General features: G+C 33.2%; 14 protein-coding genes. 7 read left to right on the top strand and 7 right to left on the bottom strand.

The features are described from left to right. Positions 1-26: 26 nt before the first annotated feature. Positions 27-1,499, bottom strand: a complete 1,473-nt coding sequence (gene yjeM, locus AC1RPY_RS02700; RefSeq protein ID WP_481761280.1) for a glutamate/gamma-aminobutyrate family transporter YjeM — start codon at positions 1,497-1,499, stop codon at positions 27-29. A gap of 33 nt (positions 1,500-1,532) precedes the next feature. Further along, on the bottom strand, positions 1,533-2,969 hold the full coding sequence (locus AC1RPY_RS02695) for a C69 family dipeptidase (protein ID WP_481761281.1): 1,437 nt from the start codon (positions 2,967-2,969) through the stop codon (positions 1,533-1,535). A 219-nt stretch (positions 2,970-3,188) separates the two neighbouring features. Between AC1RPY_RS02695 and AC1RPY_RS02690 the strand changes: the two genes are divergently transcribed. Both AC1RPY_RS02690 and AC1RPY_RS02685 read left to right on the top strand, forming a co-directional pair. Beyond that, a complete protein-coding gene (locus tag AC1RPY_RS02690) occupies positions 3,189-4,079 on the top strand; it encodes a YitT family protein (protein WP_409022584.1) in 891 nt (296 codons plus the stop codon). A 14-nt stretch (positions 4,080-4,093) separates the two neighbouring features. Next, positions 4,094-4,282: a 2-hydroxymuconate tautomerase gene (locus tag AC1RPY_RS02685; RefSeq protein ID WP_481761282.1), complete on the top strand. Its 189-nt coding sequence runs from the start codon at positions 4,094-4,096 to the stop codon at positions 4,280-4,282. An 89-nt stretch (positions 4,283-4,371) separates the two neighbouring features. Here the strand turns inward: AC1RPY_RS02685 and AC1RPY_RS02680 are convergent, their stop codons facing one another. Next, positions 4,372-5,184, bottom strand: coding sequence for a Cof-type HAD-IIB family hydrolase (locus AC1RPY_RS02680; protein ID WP_409022582.1), 813 nt, complete (start codon positions 5,182-5,184; stop codon positions 4,372-4,374). 293 nt (positions 5,185-5,477) lie between these two features. Here AC1RPY_RS02680 and AC1RPY_RS02675 point away from each other — a divergent pair, with 293 nt between their 5' ends. After that, complete coding sequence (locus tag AC1RPY_RS02675) at positions 5,478-5,801, top strand: metal-sulfur cluster assembly factor (protein WP_481761283.1); 324 nt, start codon at positions 5,478-5,480, stop codon at positions 5,799-5,801. 22 nt (positions 5,802-5,823) lie between these two features. Continuing rightward, positions 5,824-6,798, top strand: a complete 975-nt coding sequence (locus tag AC1RPY_RS02670; protein ID WP_481761284.1) for an ABC transporter permease — start codon at positions 5,824-5,826, stop codon at positions 6,796-6,798. Positions 6,799-6,861: 63 nt separating this feature from the next. On the opposite strand, the gene fni is transcribed toward AC1RPY_RS02670, so the two are convergent. The 4 genes from fni to mvk are packed head-to-tail and all read right to left on the bottom strand — an operon-like array spanning position 6,862 to position 10,939. Next, complete coding sequence (gene fni, locus AC1RPY_RS02665) at positions 6,862-7,899, bottom strand: type 2 isopentenyl-diphosphate Delta-isomerase (protein ID WP_481761285.1); 1,038 nt, start codon at positions 7,897-7,899, stop codon at positions 6,862-6,864. Positions 7,900-7,914: 15 nt separating this feature from the next. Beyond that, positions 7,915-8,979: a phosphomevalonate kinase gene (locus tag AC1RPY_RS02660; RefSeq protein ID WP_481761406.1), complete on the bottom strand. Its 1,065-nt coding sequence runs from the start codon at positions 8,977-8,979 to the stop codon at positions 7,915-7,917. A 30-nt stretch (positions 8,980-9,009) separates the two neighbouring features. Continuing rightward, entirely contained in the window at positions 9,010-9,975 is a 966-nt protein-coding gene (gene mvaD, locus AC1RPY_RS02655; protein ID WP_481761286.1) for a diphosphomevalonate decarboxylase, read from the bottom strand. After that, complete coding sequence (mvk, locus tag AC1RPY_RS02650; protein ID WP_481762176.1) at positions 9,965-10,939, bottom strand: mevalonate kinase; 975 nt, start codon at positions 10,937-10,939, stop codon at positions 9,965-9,967. The genes mvaD and mvk overlap by 11 nt, the downstream gene beginning before the upstream one ends. A 184-nt stretch (positions 10,940-11,123) precedes the next feature. Between mvk and AC1RPY_RS02645 the strand changes: the two genes are divergently transcribed. The 3 genes from AC1RPY_RS02645 to asnS all read left to right on the top strand — a co-directional run bounded on the left by AC1RPY_RS02645 (position 11,124) and on the right by asnS (position 15,903). After that, the gene (locus AC1RPY_RS02645; RefSeq protein ID WP_481761288.1) at positions 11,124-13,949 is read left to right on the top strand and encodes a helicase C-terminal domain-containing protein; all 2,826 of its coding nucleotides are present in this window, start codon (positions 11,124-11,126) and stop codon (positions 13,947-13,949) included. A gap of 64 nt (positions 13,950-14,013) precedes the next feature. Next, positions 14,014-14,511 carry a cell wall elongation regulator TseB-like domain-containing protein gene (locus AC1RPY_RS02640; protein WP_481761289.1) on the top strand — a complete coding sequence of 166 codons (498 nt, stop codon included), beginning with the start codon at positions 14,014-14,016 and terminating at the stop codon, positions 14,509-14,511. Between the two features lie 90 nt (positions 14,512-14,601). Beyond that, on the top strand, positions 14,602-15,903 hold the full coding sequence (gene asnS, locus AC1RPY_RS02635; RefSeq protein WP_409022573.1) for an asparagine--tRNA ligase: 1,302 nt from the start codon (positions 14,602-14,604) through the stop codon (positions 15,901-15,903). Positions 15,904-15,916 lie beyond the last annotated feature (13 nt).

Genomic DNA, 15,916 nt, shown 5'->3' with positions numbered 1-15,916 from the left:
AAAAATTGTTTACGATTTTTTTTAGTTTATTTTTTAATTTTTCTCTCATAACGTGTGTAGTAAAGGAAAGCAACTAGTCCAGAAAGGACAGGACCAGATATCATCCAGAGAGCATTACTTAATGTATCGCTGATAACAGTGAAAATAATTCCAAAGGCTAAAACTAACCAGACGACAATAGTAATAATATTTGTAAGTGTTCTATTCTTATAAACTTCAAAAGGTCGATTTAAGTCTTGACGTTTTTTAAAGAATGGAAATGCACCAATTAAAAATAGATAAGGTACAGAAGTTGAGATATTTCCCATTAACGTTAATTTTGAATAGAATAATGTTGAATTTGAACCTCCAAATGAAACAGCCATGATAATGACAATAACGACGGCAGCTTGAATCCACATTGCAAATTCAGGCATACTATGCTTATTTAATTTCGTCATTTTTGCTGGCCAGATATCCTTAGGTGTTCCAAGAATAAATGATTTGAGTGGTGAGTAAATCAAGACGAAGAATGCACCTGTATAAGCCATGAACATACTTAAACCAGTAATTCTAGCAAGTGTATGACCAAAAATTGTCGAAGCACTTGCGCTCATACCAAAGCTTTGACCTGCAAAATTACCTAAGTTTTCCATCAATATGTAAGAGATGTTACCTAAGTTGGCATTTTGACCACCAAGTTTACTCCAGTTTGTACTAACACCCCAGAAGAAGATTGAGATTGAGTAAGCAAAAAGAATTAATAAAGTGGAAATGATTAAACCCTTTGGAAAATTTTTCTTAGGATTTCTAATACTATCTGTAACACCACTAACTGATTCCATACCACCGTATGCAAAGATGGCAAAAACAATAAATGAAATTAGGGCGATAGGTGATTGATAGCTAGGATTTCTAGAAGTTATAATACTTGTCATACCATGCCATGGTTCTTGGAGTGCACCATGATTAACAATTAAAATAACAATACTTAATAGTAAAAAGATAGCATTTAAACCTAAAATAGCAATACCACCAACTGAAGAAATCTTGGCAATACTACTGATACCTCGACTAGCGACAAAGGTAACTAGCACAATCCAAAGAATTGCAAGAATACCGATAGTTTGTGTTGAAGATAGGCCAAAGATAGCCCAAGATTGTGTTTGATCACTTCCAGAAAAAATTGTTGAAAGTGGAATCCAAACTTTAGATGCAATTGATACCATCCAGACAATCCATGCAAAAAGCCAAATAAATGTTCCTGTGAAAGCAAGTTTGGGGCCAATTGATTCAGCTAACCAAGAATAAATGCCACCTTTTGATTCATTTAAAGCTGAACCATATTCTGCAAACATCAAAGCAGTTGGTAAGAAAAAGAAGAATGCTGCTAAAACGTACCAGATAATACTAGCGTAACCCATTTGAATAAAGGCGACGGGAGTATTTGCAAATCCAAAAATAGTTGTAAAAATCATTAAAATGAAACTTGTTAGGGAAATTTTCTTTTGTTTGTCCATAAGACTTTTGTAATTCCTTTCGGTTTCTTATATTTATAAGTTTTGGTCAGTTTTAAAATTTAATGGTGATAGGTCAGTTGATAATGTAATTAGCTGACTAATTAAGGCCTTAACCTTGATTTCAGCAGCTTCAGTAATTTTTAGATTTTCTTCAGTTAAAAAATCTGTTAGGTCTGTACCACTTTTAGAAATTGCCTCTGTTTGAATCCGTTTTACGGAGGCATTGAATTGGATAATTAAATCTTTTTGGAGATCTTTCAGTAATGAGCTAAATTCTAAGTAATGTGAATCAACCAAAATACCTAATTGTTTATATAACCAGTAAGCAGATTTGTCATCATATACATCGGTACCAATTTTATAATTCTCCGGTGTATCCGTAATACCAGCAAAGAAAGGTACATAAGCACTTTGAGCCGTAACACCCATTGATAGCCAATGGATACCACCAATTTCAAAAGGTAAATCAGGTCTAATTTGTAAAATATGAGACTCTTGTGTTTTTGCTAAACTAATGGGTCTGAATTTATGTTTATCACTGATTGAACCAGTTCCAATCGGATCATATTGAGTTCCTTGGAAATGTGAGCCAAGAATTTGTTCTAAATCTTCACGTTGAATTAAATGATCAGCCTGACGAATGAACGGTAAATTCATACTCATAGGATCTTGTGAAGCAACTGATGGTGTTAAAAGTAATTGGCCATACCAAACTCTTGGTGTGCTGTAAATGGCATCAGATTGATCATGAGTTCCAAAGATATCTCTAAAATTAAATGAATCTTTTTGGTTATTTAAATGATTATCAGAAACAAATTTCTGAATACCAGAACTAAACATAAAATTAGCGGAATCAGTAAAGTTAATTTCTTGAATAGCTAGTTGGTTGGCAACAACTGCATAAGAATCATCCGGAATACGTTGCGCAACCCAATGGTGACCGGTTGCAATTTCCATATACCAAACATCTTTTTGATCAGAGAACAAGACACCATTTGTTTCACTTGAACCGTATTTTTCTACTAATGATCCAAGGTAACTAACACCTTCTTTTGCGGAGTGAATATAGGGAAGAGTAATTGTTACAATTGCTTCCTCACCAATTCCGTTTTCAGTTAGTAAGGGATCGTAACTGAGAACCCGGCTATTAGCGTATGCACTTTCAGTAGCGCTCATAGCCACACCATATTCATTAAAGCCATCTTCTTCAAAAACACCAAATTTTGGTGTCCATTCAGGAGTAGCTGAATATTTACCACGAATTTTTGGTAATGGCATTTTAAAGTGATTATCTGGTGATTCAAATAAAGGTGATTGTTCAAATTCTGTATGAGCATGAATAACAAAATGTTTTGGCCATGCTGTTTTTGCATCTTCATTACGGCCAATAAAAGTCGACCCATCTGCAGTTGCTTTAGAACCAGCTAAAACACTTGTACATGCTGAAAAATTAAAAGGGTCTGTCGTCATGGATATTTCTCCTCCCAGTAAATAAATTTAGATATTACCATTTTATCATTTAATTGCTATTTTTAAACGCCATTTGTAAATAAATATTCGTATTTAACCGGTTACGCTGTATAAGGTTAGTTTAATAGAAATTTAAAATGAGAGATTACTCATTTTATTAATATTATTGTTTAATAAAAGGTAAAATGAAAAGAGTCACATATAATAGGAGGGAGATTTATGAAGTTATCAATTTCTGATAAAAATAAACGACTAGTTATAATTGTATTTTCGGGATTATTAATTGCATTATCCCTTAATTTCTTTCTGATTCCAGGAAATATTTTTGGAGCTGGTGCCAATGGTATTGCCCAATTACTTTCTGCTATTTTTTATGATCTATTTCATATTAAAATTGGTACTGGATATCTAATTATGTTAATAAATATTCCAATTGGTATATTAGGCTGGTATAAAGTAGGACGTTCATTTACATATTATAGTGTACTGACCGTCGCTTCTTCATCTCTCTTTACGGTAATTTTACCCGTTCATCAATTATCAACTAATCCATTAATGGCAGCATTATTTGGTGGTGTAATAAGTGGTATTGGGGTTGGATTAGCATTAAAATTTGGTTTTTCAACTGGTGGGATGGATATCATCGCACTTGTTCTAGCTAAAACGACAGGTAAAACAGTCGGTTCATTAATGTTATCAACAAATATGATTATTATTTTAACGGCTGGATTTTATTTCAGTTGGGAAAGTGCTTTGTATACAATTATTTCTAATTATGCTATGTCTAGAGTTGTCGACGACATCCATACATCGCATCAAAAGTTAACAGCATTTATTGTTACAAAAGAAGCAGATTTAGTTGTTGGAGCGCTCCAAAAATCATTAATTCGTGGAATTACAGTTATTGACTCAAAGGGCGCTTTCTCAAATGAAGAAAGTAAAGTTTTGATGTTAGTTATTACACGTTATGAATTATATAATTTAAAAATGACAATTAGTGATGTTGATCCAAATGCATTTATGAACTTAGTTAATACCGCTGATATTGAAGGCAATTTCCTAAACTCAGACCAACAAGAATTATTAAGAAAAGGGCAATCAACTAAATAAAAAGGAGATTCGTTATGCCAATTATAAATATTGATTTAATTGAAGGTCGTTCACAAGAACAACTTAAAAATTTAGTTAAAGATGTGACTGAAGCTGTTTCAAAAAATACTGGTGCACCTACAGAGCATATCCATGTAATTTTAAATGAAATGCGTAAAGATCGTTATAGTGTCGGTGGTATTCTAAAAAGCGACGAAAAATAAATATCATTAAATATGACTTCTGGTATATTCCAGAAGTCATTTTTTATAAAAAAATAACAGACCATTACTGATCTGTTACTAATTAACGATTATTTAGCTAAATTTAAATAATTTTTTAAGTAATGAGCAAGCCCATTTTCTTGGTTATTTAAAGAGGTAACATCATTGGCTAGACCTCTAATTTCAGAAGTACCATTTTTCATTGCCACACCCCAGCCAGCATATGAAAGCATTTCTTTATCATTACTTTCATCACCAAAAGCAACGATATCTTTTTGAGAGATACCATAGTAATCTGCTAGATAAGAAACACCAATTGCTTTTTGAATCCCTTTTGAAACAACTTCTAGAACAGGTTTTGGTCCGCCCCAAGTGTTGACTTCGATAACATCACCATATTTTTCAAGTAGTCTAGATGTAATTAATTGTTTTTTATCTTGATCGACAAACATCGTAATTGATGTCGGATCATGTTGTAAATTTTGTTTATTAAGAATTTGATTTGATCTTAAAACTTGTGGGAAAAAGCCTTTCACTAGCTGACTTGCATTGTCAGCCAATAACATATTTTTTCCTTCGGCTGCTAACATGTTAATACCTAATTCTTTTCTAGCGTTAAGAATATCAAAAACAATATCTCGATTAATTGTATATTCGTATGATTTATCCCAATTTTTATGTGGAATATGTGCCAGGGCACCATTAAAATTAATCATTGGAGTTGTTAACCCTAATGAATCATAAATTTGTTTTGAGATACGATATGGGCGTCCCGTTACAATACTGACAATGTGTCCTTCAGCTGTTGCTTGAGTAAGTACTTTTTTTGTTGTTGAACTAACTTCTGCATTATTATTTAAAGTTGTGCCATCTAAATCAATTGTAATTAACTTTTTGTTCATCGTTATTGTTCCTCCATCAACTTAACTTATGTGTAGTAAGATTTACAGTTTTTTATCTTAGTTAGTTCAGGATAGCATTTGAGTATGCAGTATTCAAACGTATTTAACCTTTTTTTATCTATTGTTATAAAATCGTATCTTTAATTTAATCCGGCTTCATAGTAACTTTGGCGCCGTATAACATTATTTTTTAGAAAAAGTAAAGAGTTCAGTAACATTAAAACAATAGATTGCAATGCTAAAATAGAAACGATAAACTAGTAATATTAGCTATTCAAGAGAGGATTAATCCTATGAGTGAAAGACGAAGTGCAGAAATAATTAAGCAAGATATTTTGACACATTTAGAAAAAGTGATGGATCCTGAATTGGATATGGATATTATTAATTTAGGTTTAGTATATGAGATTGAATTAGACAATGACAATAATTGTAATGTACAAATGACTTTAACCACTATGGGTTGCCCGTTAACAGGTGTTCTATCTGATTTAGTCGAAGATGCGTTAAAGCCAGTGCTAGAAATAAAAAAAGTAACTGTACAATTTATATGGAGTCCAGCCTGGTCAATTGAACGTATGTCTAGGTATGCAAAAATGGCACTCGGTGTCCATTAAAAGTTAGGGGGAAATTAAATTGATGATGCGAAGAAGATACATATTTATAGTAGCTATCTTACTACTTACATTCTTTACCACATTTTTATTTTTTAAGATGCAGGAAAAAGATTTAATCACAAAATTAGATAATCATAATCTATCTAAAAATGCATATGTTCTTAAAACAAAAGAACAAAATTTAGATAAATATAATACAACGTTAGCAAAATCAGAAAAAATTTCTGATTTTCAAATTCATTATCAAGTAAAAAACAAAAAAAATATTTCTTATTTTTATGCGAAGGGTAGTTATGATAAGCCACCAATGGTTTCTGGAACTTTTTTCTCAAATAATGATTTTTTATCTGAAGTTCCGGTAGCAGTAGTTGGTCGAAATATTGAAAAAAAATTATACTCGCCATTTCATCAGCAGTATTATAAATTAAATGGGCAATACGTTTCTGTCATCGGTATTATGGGTGATAAATACAATTCTGAGTTGGATAATCAAATTTTTATTGCAATGTCAACTGCAGACATAAGTAAATTGAAGGCAAATAATACAAATATTATTCTTGATTCAAAGCATGTCGTGACTAAGAATGTGTTAACGACCGAATTAACTAATACAACAGTTTCCAAACAGGTTAATGATAATTTAATTTTAACTAATAACTCATGGATTAGTCGACATTGGCAACAAGCGGTGGGCTTAATGGCTGTTATTGCTAGTGTTATGGTCGCAACTTATATTTGGATTGTTGGTGTTAGTAAACAAATTCGTAATCAGAAATTTATCAAACAATCAAAAAAAGTTATTATTTGGAATAACTTGCTAATTTACATGGGATCATTCTTAGTTGGTGGCTTAATAGGAACTGCGATTGGTCAGTCACAATTTTCGATTAAAACAAATATGATAGCTCTGTATGAGTTCGAAGGTACTCTATTTATCGTTGCTTCCGTTGTTTTCTACTTTGTTATCCGTAGAAGAGTTAATAAACGTAATAATTAATAAAAACGCCAAATCAGTTAGATTCATTATCTAACTGATTTGGCGTTTTTTATGTAAACATGATTATATTTGATTTTTAAAATTTTGTAACTCAGGTGATAAAATCATTCTAATTTTTGTTAAATCACTTAAATTTTTGGTGCCAAGTAACAGCATAAGCATGTTAATTTTTGATTGATAATCTGATATGGTATTTGTTAGCGCATCTTGACCTTGTTTATTGAGAATGTGTAAGAATGCACCAGAGATACCAACACTTTTAGCGCCTAAAGCGAGACATTTAACAATATCTAATGGGGTACGAATACCACCAGAGGCAAAAATTGTTAAGCCTGTTTGCAGAGATTTTGTATCAATGAGACTTTCAGCTGTAGTTAAGCCCCAATCCTCTAGAAAGGAGAAATCTTTAGCATGTCTACGTTCGTTTTCAATCATGGCAAAATTTGTGCCGCCACGACCAGAAATATCAACATAACGTACACCAATATCAGCTAATTGTTGAACCGTTTTATGAGACATCCCAAAACCAACTTCTTTAACAATAATGGGTACTTCAAGCTTATTTACGATTGTTTCAATATTCTTCAACCAATAAAACTCACGTTCACCTTCTGGCATAATAATTTCTTGAGCGGCATTAATATGAATTTGTAGGGCGTTTGCTTCAATCATATCAACGGCTCTTTTTGACTGATCTAGTGTTGCATTGGCGCTTAAATTAGAAAAAATGAGACCATTTGGATTCTTTTCACGAAGTATTTTAAATGTATGAGCCTTAGAAGGGTCTTTTAAGGCGATACTTTGAGAACCTGTCGCGATTGGTGTATTTGTGATAGCTGCAACTTCGGCTAATTGTTGATTTAAAATACCCGTTTGTTCACTGCCACCAGTCATAGCATTAATATAAAAGGGCGATTGAAACGAGAAATTTGGAAGCTCAACGCTAGATTGAATATCATTAATAGAAAGTTCAGGTAAATTTGAAGGAATAAGCTTGATCTCATTCAATTGATTTTTTGATTCCGTATTGAATAATTTTTCGGCGATAAATACGTGTTCATCTTTTCTGTGACTTTGAATTAAATTATCGTCTTTAATCATAAAAAACTCCTTATCCTATAAGGTCACTTTGATATCCAAAGGTTGAATATCATTTTGTGCCCAATCTTTAAATAATTCAGTACGATTTGTTTCAGAGGTTGCTAATGCAATACCGCAATCACCACCGCCAGCACCTGATGTTTTTGCGGCAGCATGTTGGGATTCTGATAAATTACAAAGGGAAGTTAATGATTCGGTTTCAATTATTACCTGACTAGCATCGGCTAATTGTTGTAAAATCATTCGATTATTTGTAATTTCTTGTTGAATAATGATGGAATTGTTTAATTTAAAGCCATCAATCATTGCAGTGACACATTTTTTTGAATCTTCTAAAAATTCAGAGTAAGTCTTTTTTTGTTTTGCTTTAAAAAGGGCCATCTTATCAACAAAAATGGAAGTTGAAGCTGGAGAGCCAGTCCAACCGATTAATAATTCTAAATCTTTAGGTTGCGGTAGGCGTTGGACAGAAAGCATAGGCCAATCCATAGATAAAAGTTCGGTTAGTGGCGTACCTTGTCTCATAATTTTTAACCATTCTCGATCAAATGAATAATAAGCAATCCATCCGCCATAAACACTAGCGGCAATATCTCCGAGTGAACCATTTCCTTGAACATCTAGGTGAGCCATTGCTGATAATTTAAATAGAGCGTTATCCGTTAATTTTAAATTATAAAATTGTGAAACGGCACGAACGGTTGCTACGGTAACCGCAGCAGAACTGCCCAAACCATATTTTTTACCATCAGTACTATCTAAATCACTATCAATATTGACATGATAATTAACCATCTGTTTTCCGATGGATTGTGCATATAATTCGGTTAAATGAATCGCCGATAATATGTAGTGAAAGGGGTTATCTCGATTATCAAAAATAATTTTTGTCCCTTGACGATACCAAGATAAAGAATTTTCTTGGTATTGTTTAGATGAAATACTACCTGTTTCTTTACTCTTTTTAATTGTTACAGTTACAAACTGATCAATAGCAACAATAATTGCTGGTGATCCAGGTTCAACAATTGCGTATTCTCCTGCAATATAAAGTTTTCCTGGTGCTTTAGCGGTGATCAAATAGCTCAATTCCTTTCAATATGGATAACACTAAATAAGTGTCGCTCCAGGTCCAGGCTTGGCAACCAAAAGATTTTTTGCACCAAAAAGTGGACTTAATTTATTTAAAATATAAGGTGTTTCAGTTTTGGAACAAATTATTTTAACATTTGGACCAGCATCCATTGTGAAGTAACAGGTAATACCTTCTTGACGCAAGTCACGAATAGCATCCATAGCACGTATGCTGTCAGGATTAAAATAAGTAAAGCTGGGATTAGCGCTTAAAGTTGTTGCGTGCATTTTCATTGCATTATTTTCAGCAATTTGACCAACTTTTTCGAGGTTTTTCTCTATAATAGCCTTTTTCATATCAATTAAATCACGTTCAGAAGATTTAACCCATTCATTGTAGAAAGGTGATGTGTCCACGGAATGTTGCATTCCAGAACGAGAATCAATCGCTTTTTCATGACTATTAATCATAATAGCAATCATTTGAAGATCCCAATCAATCGTTTCTTCAATCGGTATAGCAAAGGAGTCTTCATCATTGTGACCTTTTTCCCATTCAACTAGGCCACCAAAAATAGAGCGACTAGCTGAACCAGAACCACGACGTGCTAATCGTGATAAATCGCGTTTATTTAAATTTAAACCAATTGCTTGACTAGCAGCAAGCGCAAGTGCAGCATATGCGCTCGCTGATGACGCAAGTCCTGCTGAAGTTGGAACGTGATTTATTGATTCTACTTTAGCGTAAATATTTTTTTGTGCTTGATTACGAACAATATCTAAAAAGGCTGATACTTTGTTATCCTTTTTTTGTTTAGAATTTAGAAAGAAGGTATCTTCAGTTAGCGTATCGTCAAAAGTTACCGTAGTATCGGTATAAAAATGATCTAACGTTAAGGATAGGCTATTGTTGTAAGGAATAATTAAATCTTTATTTTGTTTACCCCAGTATTTAATGAGTGCAATATTAGTATGGGCGCGAGCTGAAATTTTATTTTTCAATATGTTGTGACTCCTTTTTAAGGGGTTGAATCCAAGTTGCAATGGCACCATTACGATTTAAGAGATGGCTTAGATTTAAAGCTTCTTCGGGTGTTTTAACTAGGGCTATCATACAGCCACCGCCACCACCACCGGTAAGTTTGGCACCTAAAGCGCCATTTTCTAGACTTGTTTTGACAAGTGCATCTAATTTGGGATGACTAACACCTAAAGATTTTAGTAAATGATGAGCCCTAGATAATGTGTGTCCTAAACTTATAGCATCATCTGTCGCAATTTGTGCCTTAGCCATACTTGTTAATTGACCAAGTTCGGAAATTATTTTTTCAGTAACGTCAGGACTTGATAAGACGCGATCACGAACTTGACCAACAGTTAAACCCGTTTGGCCCTTGATTCCCGTATCAGCAATCACTAAGGTTGCCTCTATGTTTAATGGGACAGGGTAAGCCTCTTGGTGCTTAATGAACCAAATGGGATCGCGGCTACTGGTTGTTGCGGCATCGATACCACTTGGAGAACCATGTGTGGTTGTTTCAGCGATATTGGCAATAAGTAGAAGTTCATCGCGTTCGATTTTCGTATCAAAAAAAGCGTACAAACTTCGAATTATGGCAATAACTGTGGCAGCGGAAGAACCCATCCCTCGTTCAGATGGGATGTCACTTTCAATCGTTAATTTAAATGATTGATGTCGTTTATTCAATGATTTTAAAATGTACTGGATAACTTGCTTAATGCCACGCATATTCATGGGAACATTTTTCAGTTCACCACTATAAAAACGACTTGTGATCCATTGTTTATCTGCCATTGCTTCCGTTAAAACTGATATTTTAACATTTGGTAAAGGGAGGGCAATAGCGGGTTGGCTATAAACAACAGAGTGTTCGCCGATTAATATAATTTTAGCATGGCTAGTACCAAGAAATTTTGCTTCTGTATTATCTGACAAATTGTTCAAAAAAAGAGTCCTCTCTAGATGAATTTACTTCCATTATCATACCTTAAAATTGTCGTTATAGCTATAATGGACTGGATGAACTTTGAGAATTTATAATGATTTAGTTTTTGGCATATGATTCTTTAATCAATATGGTAAAATAAACATAAATGCGTTAACTTAAAAAGACTGGTGATAAACTTCAATGAATAAAAATACGATTTATGCTGTAGTGGATATTGAAACGACGGGAACAAATCTTAAAAGTGGCGATCGAATGATCCAATTTGGTTGCGTTTTAGTTCAAAAAAATCAAATAATAAATTCTTTCTCGTTTGATATTAATCCTGGTATGGCAATTCCGAAAGTTATTACAGAATTAACAGGGATTACAAACCGTCAAATCAGAAAGGCTGCCTATTTTGAAGACGTCGCCGCAACGATTTACGCGATTCTCCAAGATACAGTTTTTGTTGCGCATAATATTAACTTTGATTTGCCATTTATCAATAGTGAGTTAGAAAGAGTTGGCTATCCTGCATTATCAATAAAAGGTGTCGATACTGTACAGCTTAGTCAAATCTTATTGCCAACAGCACCCAGTTTTAAATTAAAAGATCTGAGTCGATATTTGAATCTGACTCACGAAAATCCGCATCATGCCGATAGTGATGCCCATGTGACAGCTGAGTTATTTATCTTCTTATTAACTCGACTAGAAACGATTCCAAGAGAAACCTTATTTGAAATAAATCGTTTAAGTTCATTTTTATTAAGAAATACAAATGAATTATTTTCTGATGCGTACAGTGATAAAAATAGAAGACAGGAAAGACTACCAGATCATCTATACATTGTTGGAGGGATTGTCCTTCAACGTAGGAAACAAGATACATTTAATTTAACGAATTATGTTTATCCTGAAGCAGAAGTAGATAAGAAAAAAATATTTGAAAAACAATTAAGTTGGCGACCTGAACAAGCAAAGATGATGGACCTTATTTCTGAACATTTAAAAAGTGGAAATCGAACATTAATTATTGAGGCTCCTACAGGAATCGGTAAAACATTAGGTTATTTAATTCCAGCAGCTTATCATGCTCAAAATCGCAAACAAATTGTGATTAGTAGTGCGACAACATTACTTCAAACCCAGTTGATGAATCAGGCATTACCGTTACTTAACAAATTATTGCCTTTTCAAACAGCTGCAGTAAATTTGAAGGGCAGTAACCATTATATAAATTTAGCGGCGTTTAAAAAAGAATTAACACAAAAAGAAACCTCTGGACAGATAGCTTTAATGAAAATACGTATCTTAGTATGGCTGACAATGACTAAAACTGGTGAACTTGATGAATTAAAACTTTCAAGTTATCAAAATCCCATTTTTAATCAAATTGAACATCAAGGGGTTGGGAGTTTAGTATTAACTGATCAATTTTTTGAAGTTGACTTTATTAATACGTTATATAAACAAGTTGAATCGTCAGCAATTATTTTTACAAATCATGCTTTTTTAATGAAGCATCCTGGTTTATTTAACTCAGATCGTACAAAACTTGCGCCTGAATTAATTGTAGATGAAGCACAGCATCTTGCTGATGTTGCTCTACAGTCAAATAAAGGACGCATTCGATTCTGGAAAATTATTAATATGTGTGATTCATTATTGACTAGCATACAAAGTTCACAAAAATTTTCTTTTAATGACTTAATGGCAATTAATTTCTTAACAGCTAGTGAAAACAATCAATTATTAACAGAAATTAGGAAATTACGGGAATCAGTTGAGTTACTCATCAGACAATTTTCAAGAGAATATGGTCGACAAATTAGTAGGAATTCAGCAGCAAAAAATGAAACGACCGGAAAAGCAATTATTTTAAAATCAACTGAGCTAATTGGATTGATTAATCGAAATAAAATTATGCTTGAATCTGTTTTAAAAGTGATAACTGTTTTAAAAAGAGATGATGCCATTTTACGAGATCGTTATATCGCTGCAAAAAGCCAACAAAATATCGGCCAAGATGAGCAACAGCTTTTGAATCGTGTTCATAACTTTTTTAAGCAATTATTTGCAGAAACTGAGGGCTGGACTATATTTGAACAAAATCAAGACAAGCTAAATGAAAAGGTGCTTTGGTTAAGTTTTCCGATTAACGGACAAACAGACAAAATGCAATTTGAATTTAGTTTATCAGATGCAACTCATTTTCTTTCTGAAGTAATTTATCGGCACTTTAATCACCTGACGTTTACTGGGGCGACTTTGTTACTACCAGGTAATCCTGATTACATTATTGATCAGCTAGATATACAAGATGATAATTACAAAATCAAAAAATTAGGGAGTCCTTTTGATTATAGTAACCAAGCTAAATTGTATGTAGCAAGTGATGCTTTTGATGTTCGATCATCAAAAGAGCTTTATGAATCTTACTTGGCTGATTCAGTTTATGAGATTATAAAATCACAACGTAAACAAACGTTAATTTTATTTAATTCGCTTGATACGATAGCAAATGTTTATGGGTTATTAACAAAAAGAGGGTTACATCTTGATCGTGAACTTTTAGTTCAGGGTGTTACAGGACGGCCTGAAAAATTAAAAAAACGATTTTTATTAGGTAAAGACGCTATTTTAATGGGTACTGGTAGTTTCTGGGAAGGCGTTGACTTACCAAATGATAGATTAGAACTTTTAATTGTGACGCGGTTACCATTTGAGTCTCCAGAGTCGTTAAATGTAAAGGCGAAAGAAAAAGAGTTTGAAGGTCAAGGTAGGGATGTATTCAGTGAGTATTCACTGCCTAGAGCAACAATGAAGCTTAAACAAGGGTTTGGACGCTTAATTCGGACGTCAACCGATAAAGGGGCAATGATTGCATTGGACAATCGATTGATAAATCAAAGTTATGGTAAAAAAATGATTGAAGTATTGCCGGATGAATTACAACTTATAAATGAACCATTGGCAGATATTATTATTGATTTAAAGACGTTTTTATCTAATTCTGATAGTTAATCAGAATTAGATAATGTCTGTTATAATATGACCGTATAAAACTAAGACAGGAGAAAAATTGATCATGCGAAGATCCCCCAAAAAATCAAAAAACATCGTTTTTCTTTCGATACTTGGTACGATATTAGTTATTGTGGTAAGTGCTTTTATTTTATATAATCGCGCAAAATCACCGATGGCTACAGCTGAAAAAGAAGCTGTTACAATTGCTAAAAAATACGCAAAACTAGATAAAGAAACAGCATTTTATAGATATAATAGGGATGCAACTTATTTTACAGTTGCAGGGACAACAAAAGCTAATAAAAGAATTTATGTGATTGTTGCTCAAAAAGGTGGAAAAGTTAAAGTCTTATCACAATCAAATGGTAAGACAAAAAATGATATTTTAACTTATATCTGGAATGAAAAAAAACCTAGTAAAATATTGAATGTCGGACTTGGTATATACAACGGTGTACCTGCATGGGAAGTGAGTTATTTGAACAAGAAAAAAGCTCTTTGTTATGAAACACTGCAGTTCTCAAATGGTAAAGTTTTAAAATCCGTTGAAAATATATAATTGTCTTATGGACTAATATATCTGACTAATGATATTATAAAAGGAATGAAATCGATCTAGCAACTAGGACCGTAATGAGGAGGAAGTTTATTGAAAACAATTAGTATAATTGATGCTAAAAACCATGTAGACGAAGAAGTAAAAATCGGTGTTTGGCTTACTAATAAAAGATCAAGTGGTAAGATTGCATTTTTACAATTACGAGATGGAAGTGCCTTTTTCCAAGGTGTCGTGATAAAAAGTAATGTCAGTGAAGAAACTTTTGAAATGGCAAAAGAGTTACATCAGGAATCTAGCCTTTACGTTATTGGTGAGATTCATGAAGATAAACGCTCACCATTTGGCTATGAAATTGAAGTTAAATCACTTGAATTAGTTGGTGATAGTCAAGATTATCCAATTACACCTAAAGATCATGGAACAGAATTTTTGATGGATCATCGTCATTTATGGTTACGTTCAACGAAACCATATGCAGTTATGCAAATTAGAAATGAAATTATTCGCGCAACATATGAATTTTTCAATAAAGAAGGTTTTATAAAGATTGATGCGCCTATCTTAACTGGTAGTGCACCAGAAGGTACAACTGAACTTTTCCATACTAAATATTTTGACAAAGATGCCTATTTGTCACAATCAGGTCAATTGTATGAAGAAGCTGGGGCAATGGCCTTTGGTAAAGTATTCTCATTTGGACCAACTTTTAGAGCTGAAAAATCTAAGACAAGACGCCATTTAATTGAATTTTGGATGATTGAACCCGAAATGGCATTTATGCACCAAGAACAAAGTCTTGAAGTACAAGAACAATATATTGCGTTCTTAGTACAAAATGTTTTAGATAACTGTGACTATGCTTTAGATATTCTCGAAAGAGATAAAGAAGTCTTAAAAAGTTATACAAAAACACCATTCCCTAAAATTTCTTATGATGAAGCCGTCGAATTATTACAAAATTCTGGTGAATTTCCTGATACTAAATGGGGTGATGATTTTGGATCTCCTGAAGAAACTTATTTGGCAGAACATTTCAGTATGCCAGTATTCGTTTTAAACTATCCTAAAGCAATTAAACCATTTTACATGAAACCACATCCAACGAGAGAAGACGTCGTTATTTGTGCTGACTTATTAGCTCCTGAAGGTTACGGCGAAATTATTGGTGGTTCAGAACGTGAAACTGATGTAGATAACTTAATAGCACAAATTAAAAAAGCTGGATTGAACGAAAAAGATTACGAATGGTATTTAGATTTAAGAAGATATGGTAGTGTTCCTCATTCAGGATTTGGTCTTGGATTAGAACGCGCAACAACTTGGATTACAGGTGAAGAACATATACGTGAGGCTATTCCATTCCCACGTCTATTAAACCGTATTTACCCATAAAAAAGTAGAGAAA

It is taken from the genome of Dellaglioa sp. CoH-56-MRSF-12, assembly GCF_056782075.1.
Note: the sequence above shows the minus strand (reverse complement) of the source record. Positions and strands in the feature narration are given on the sequence as shown.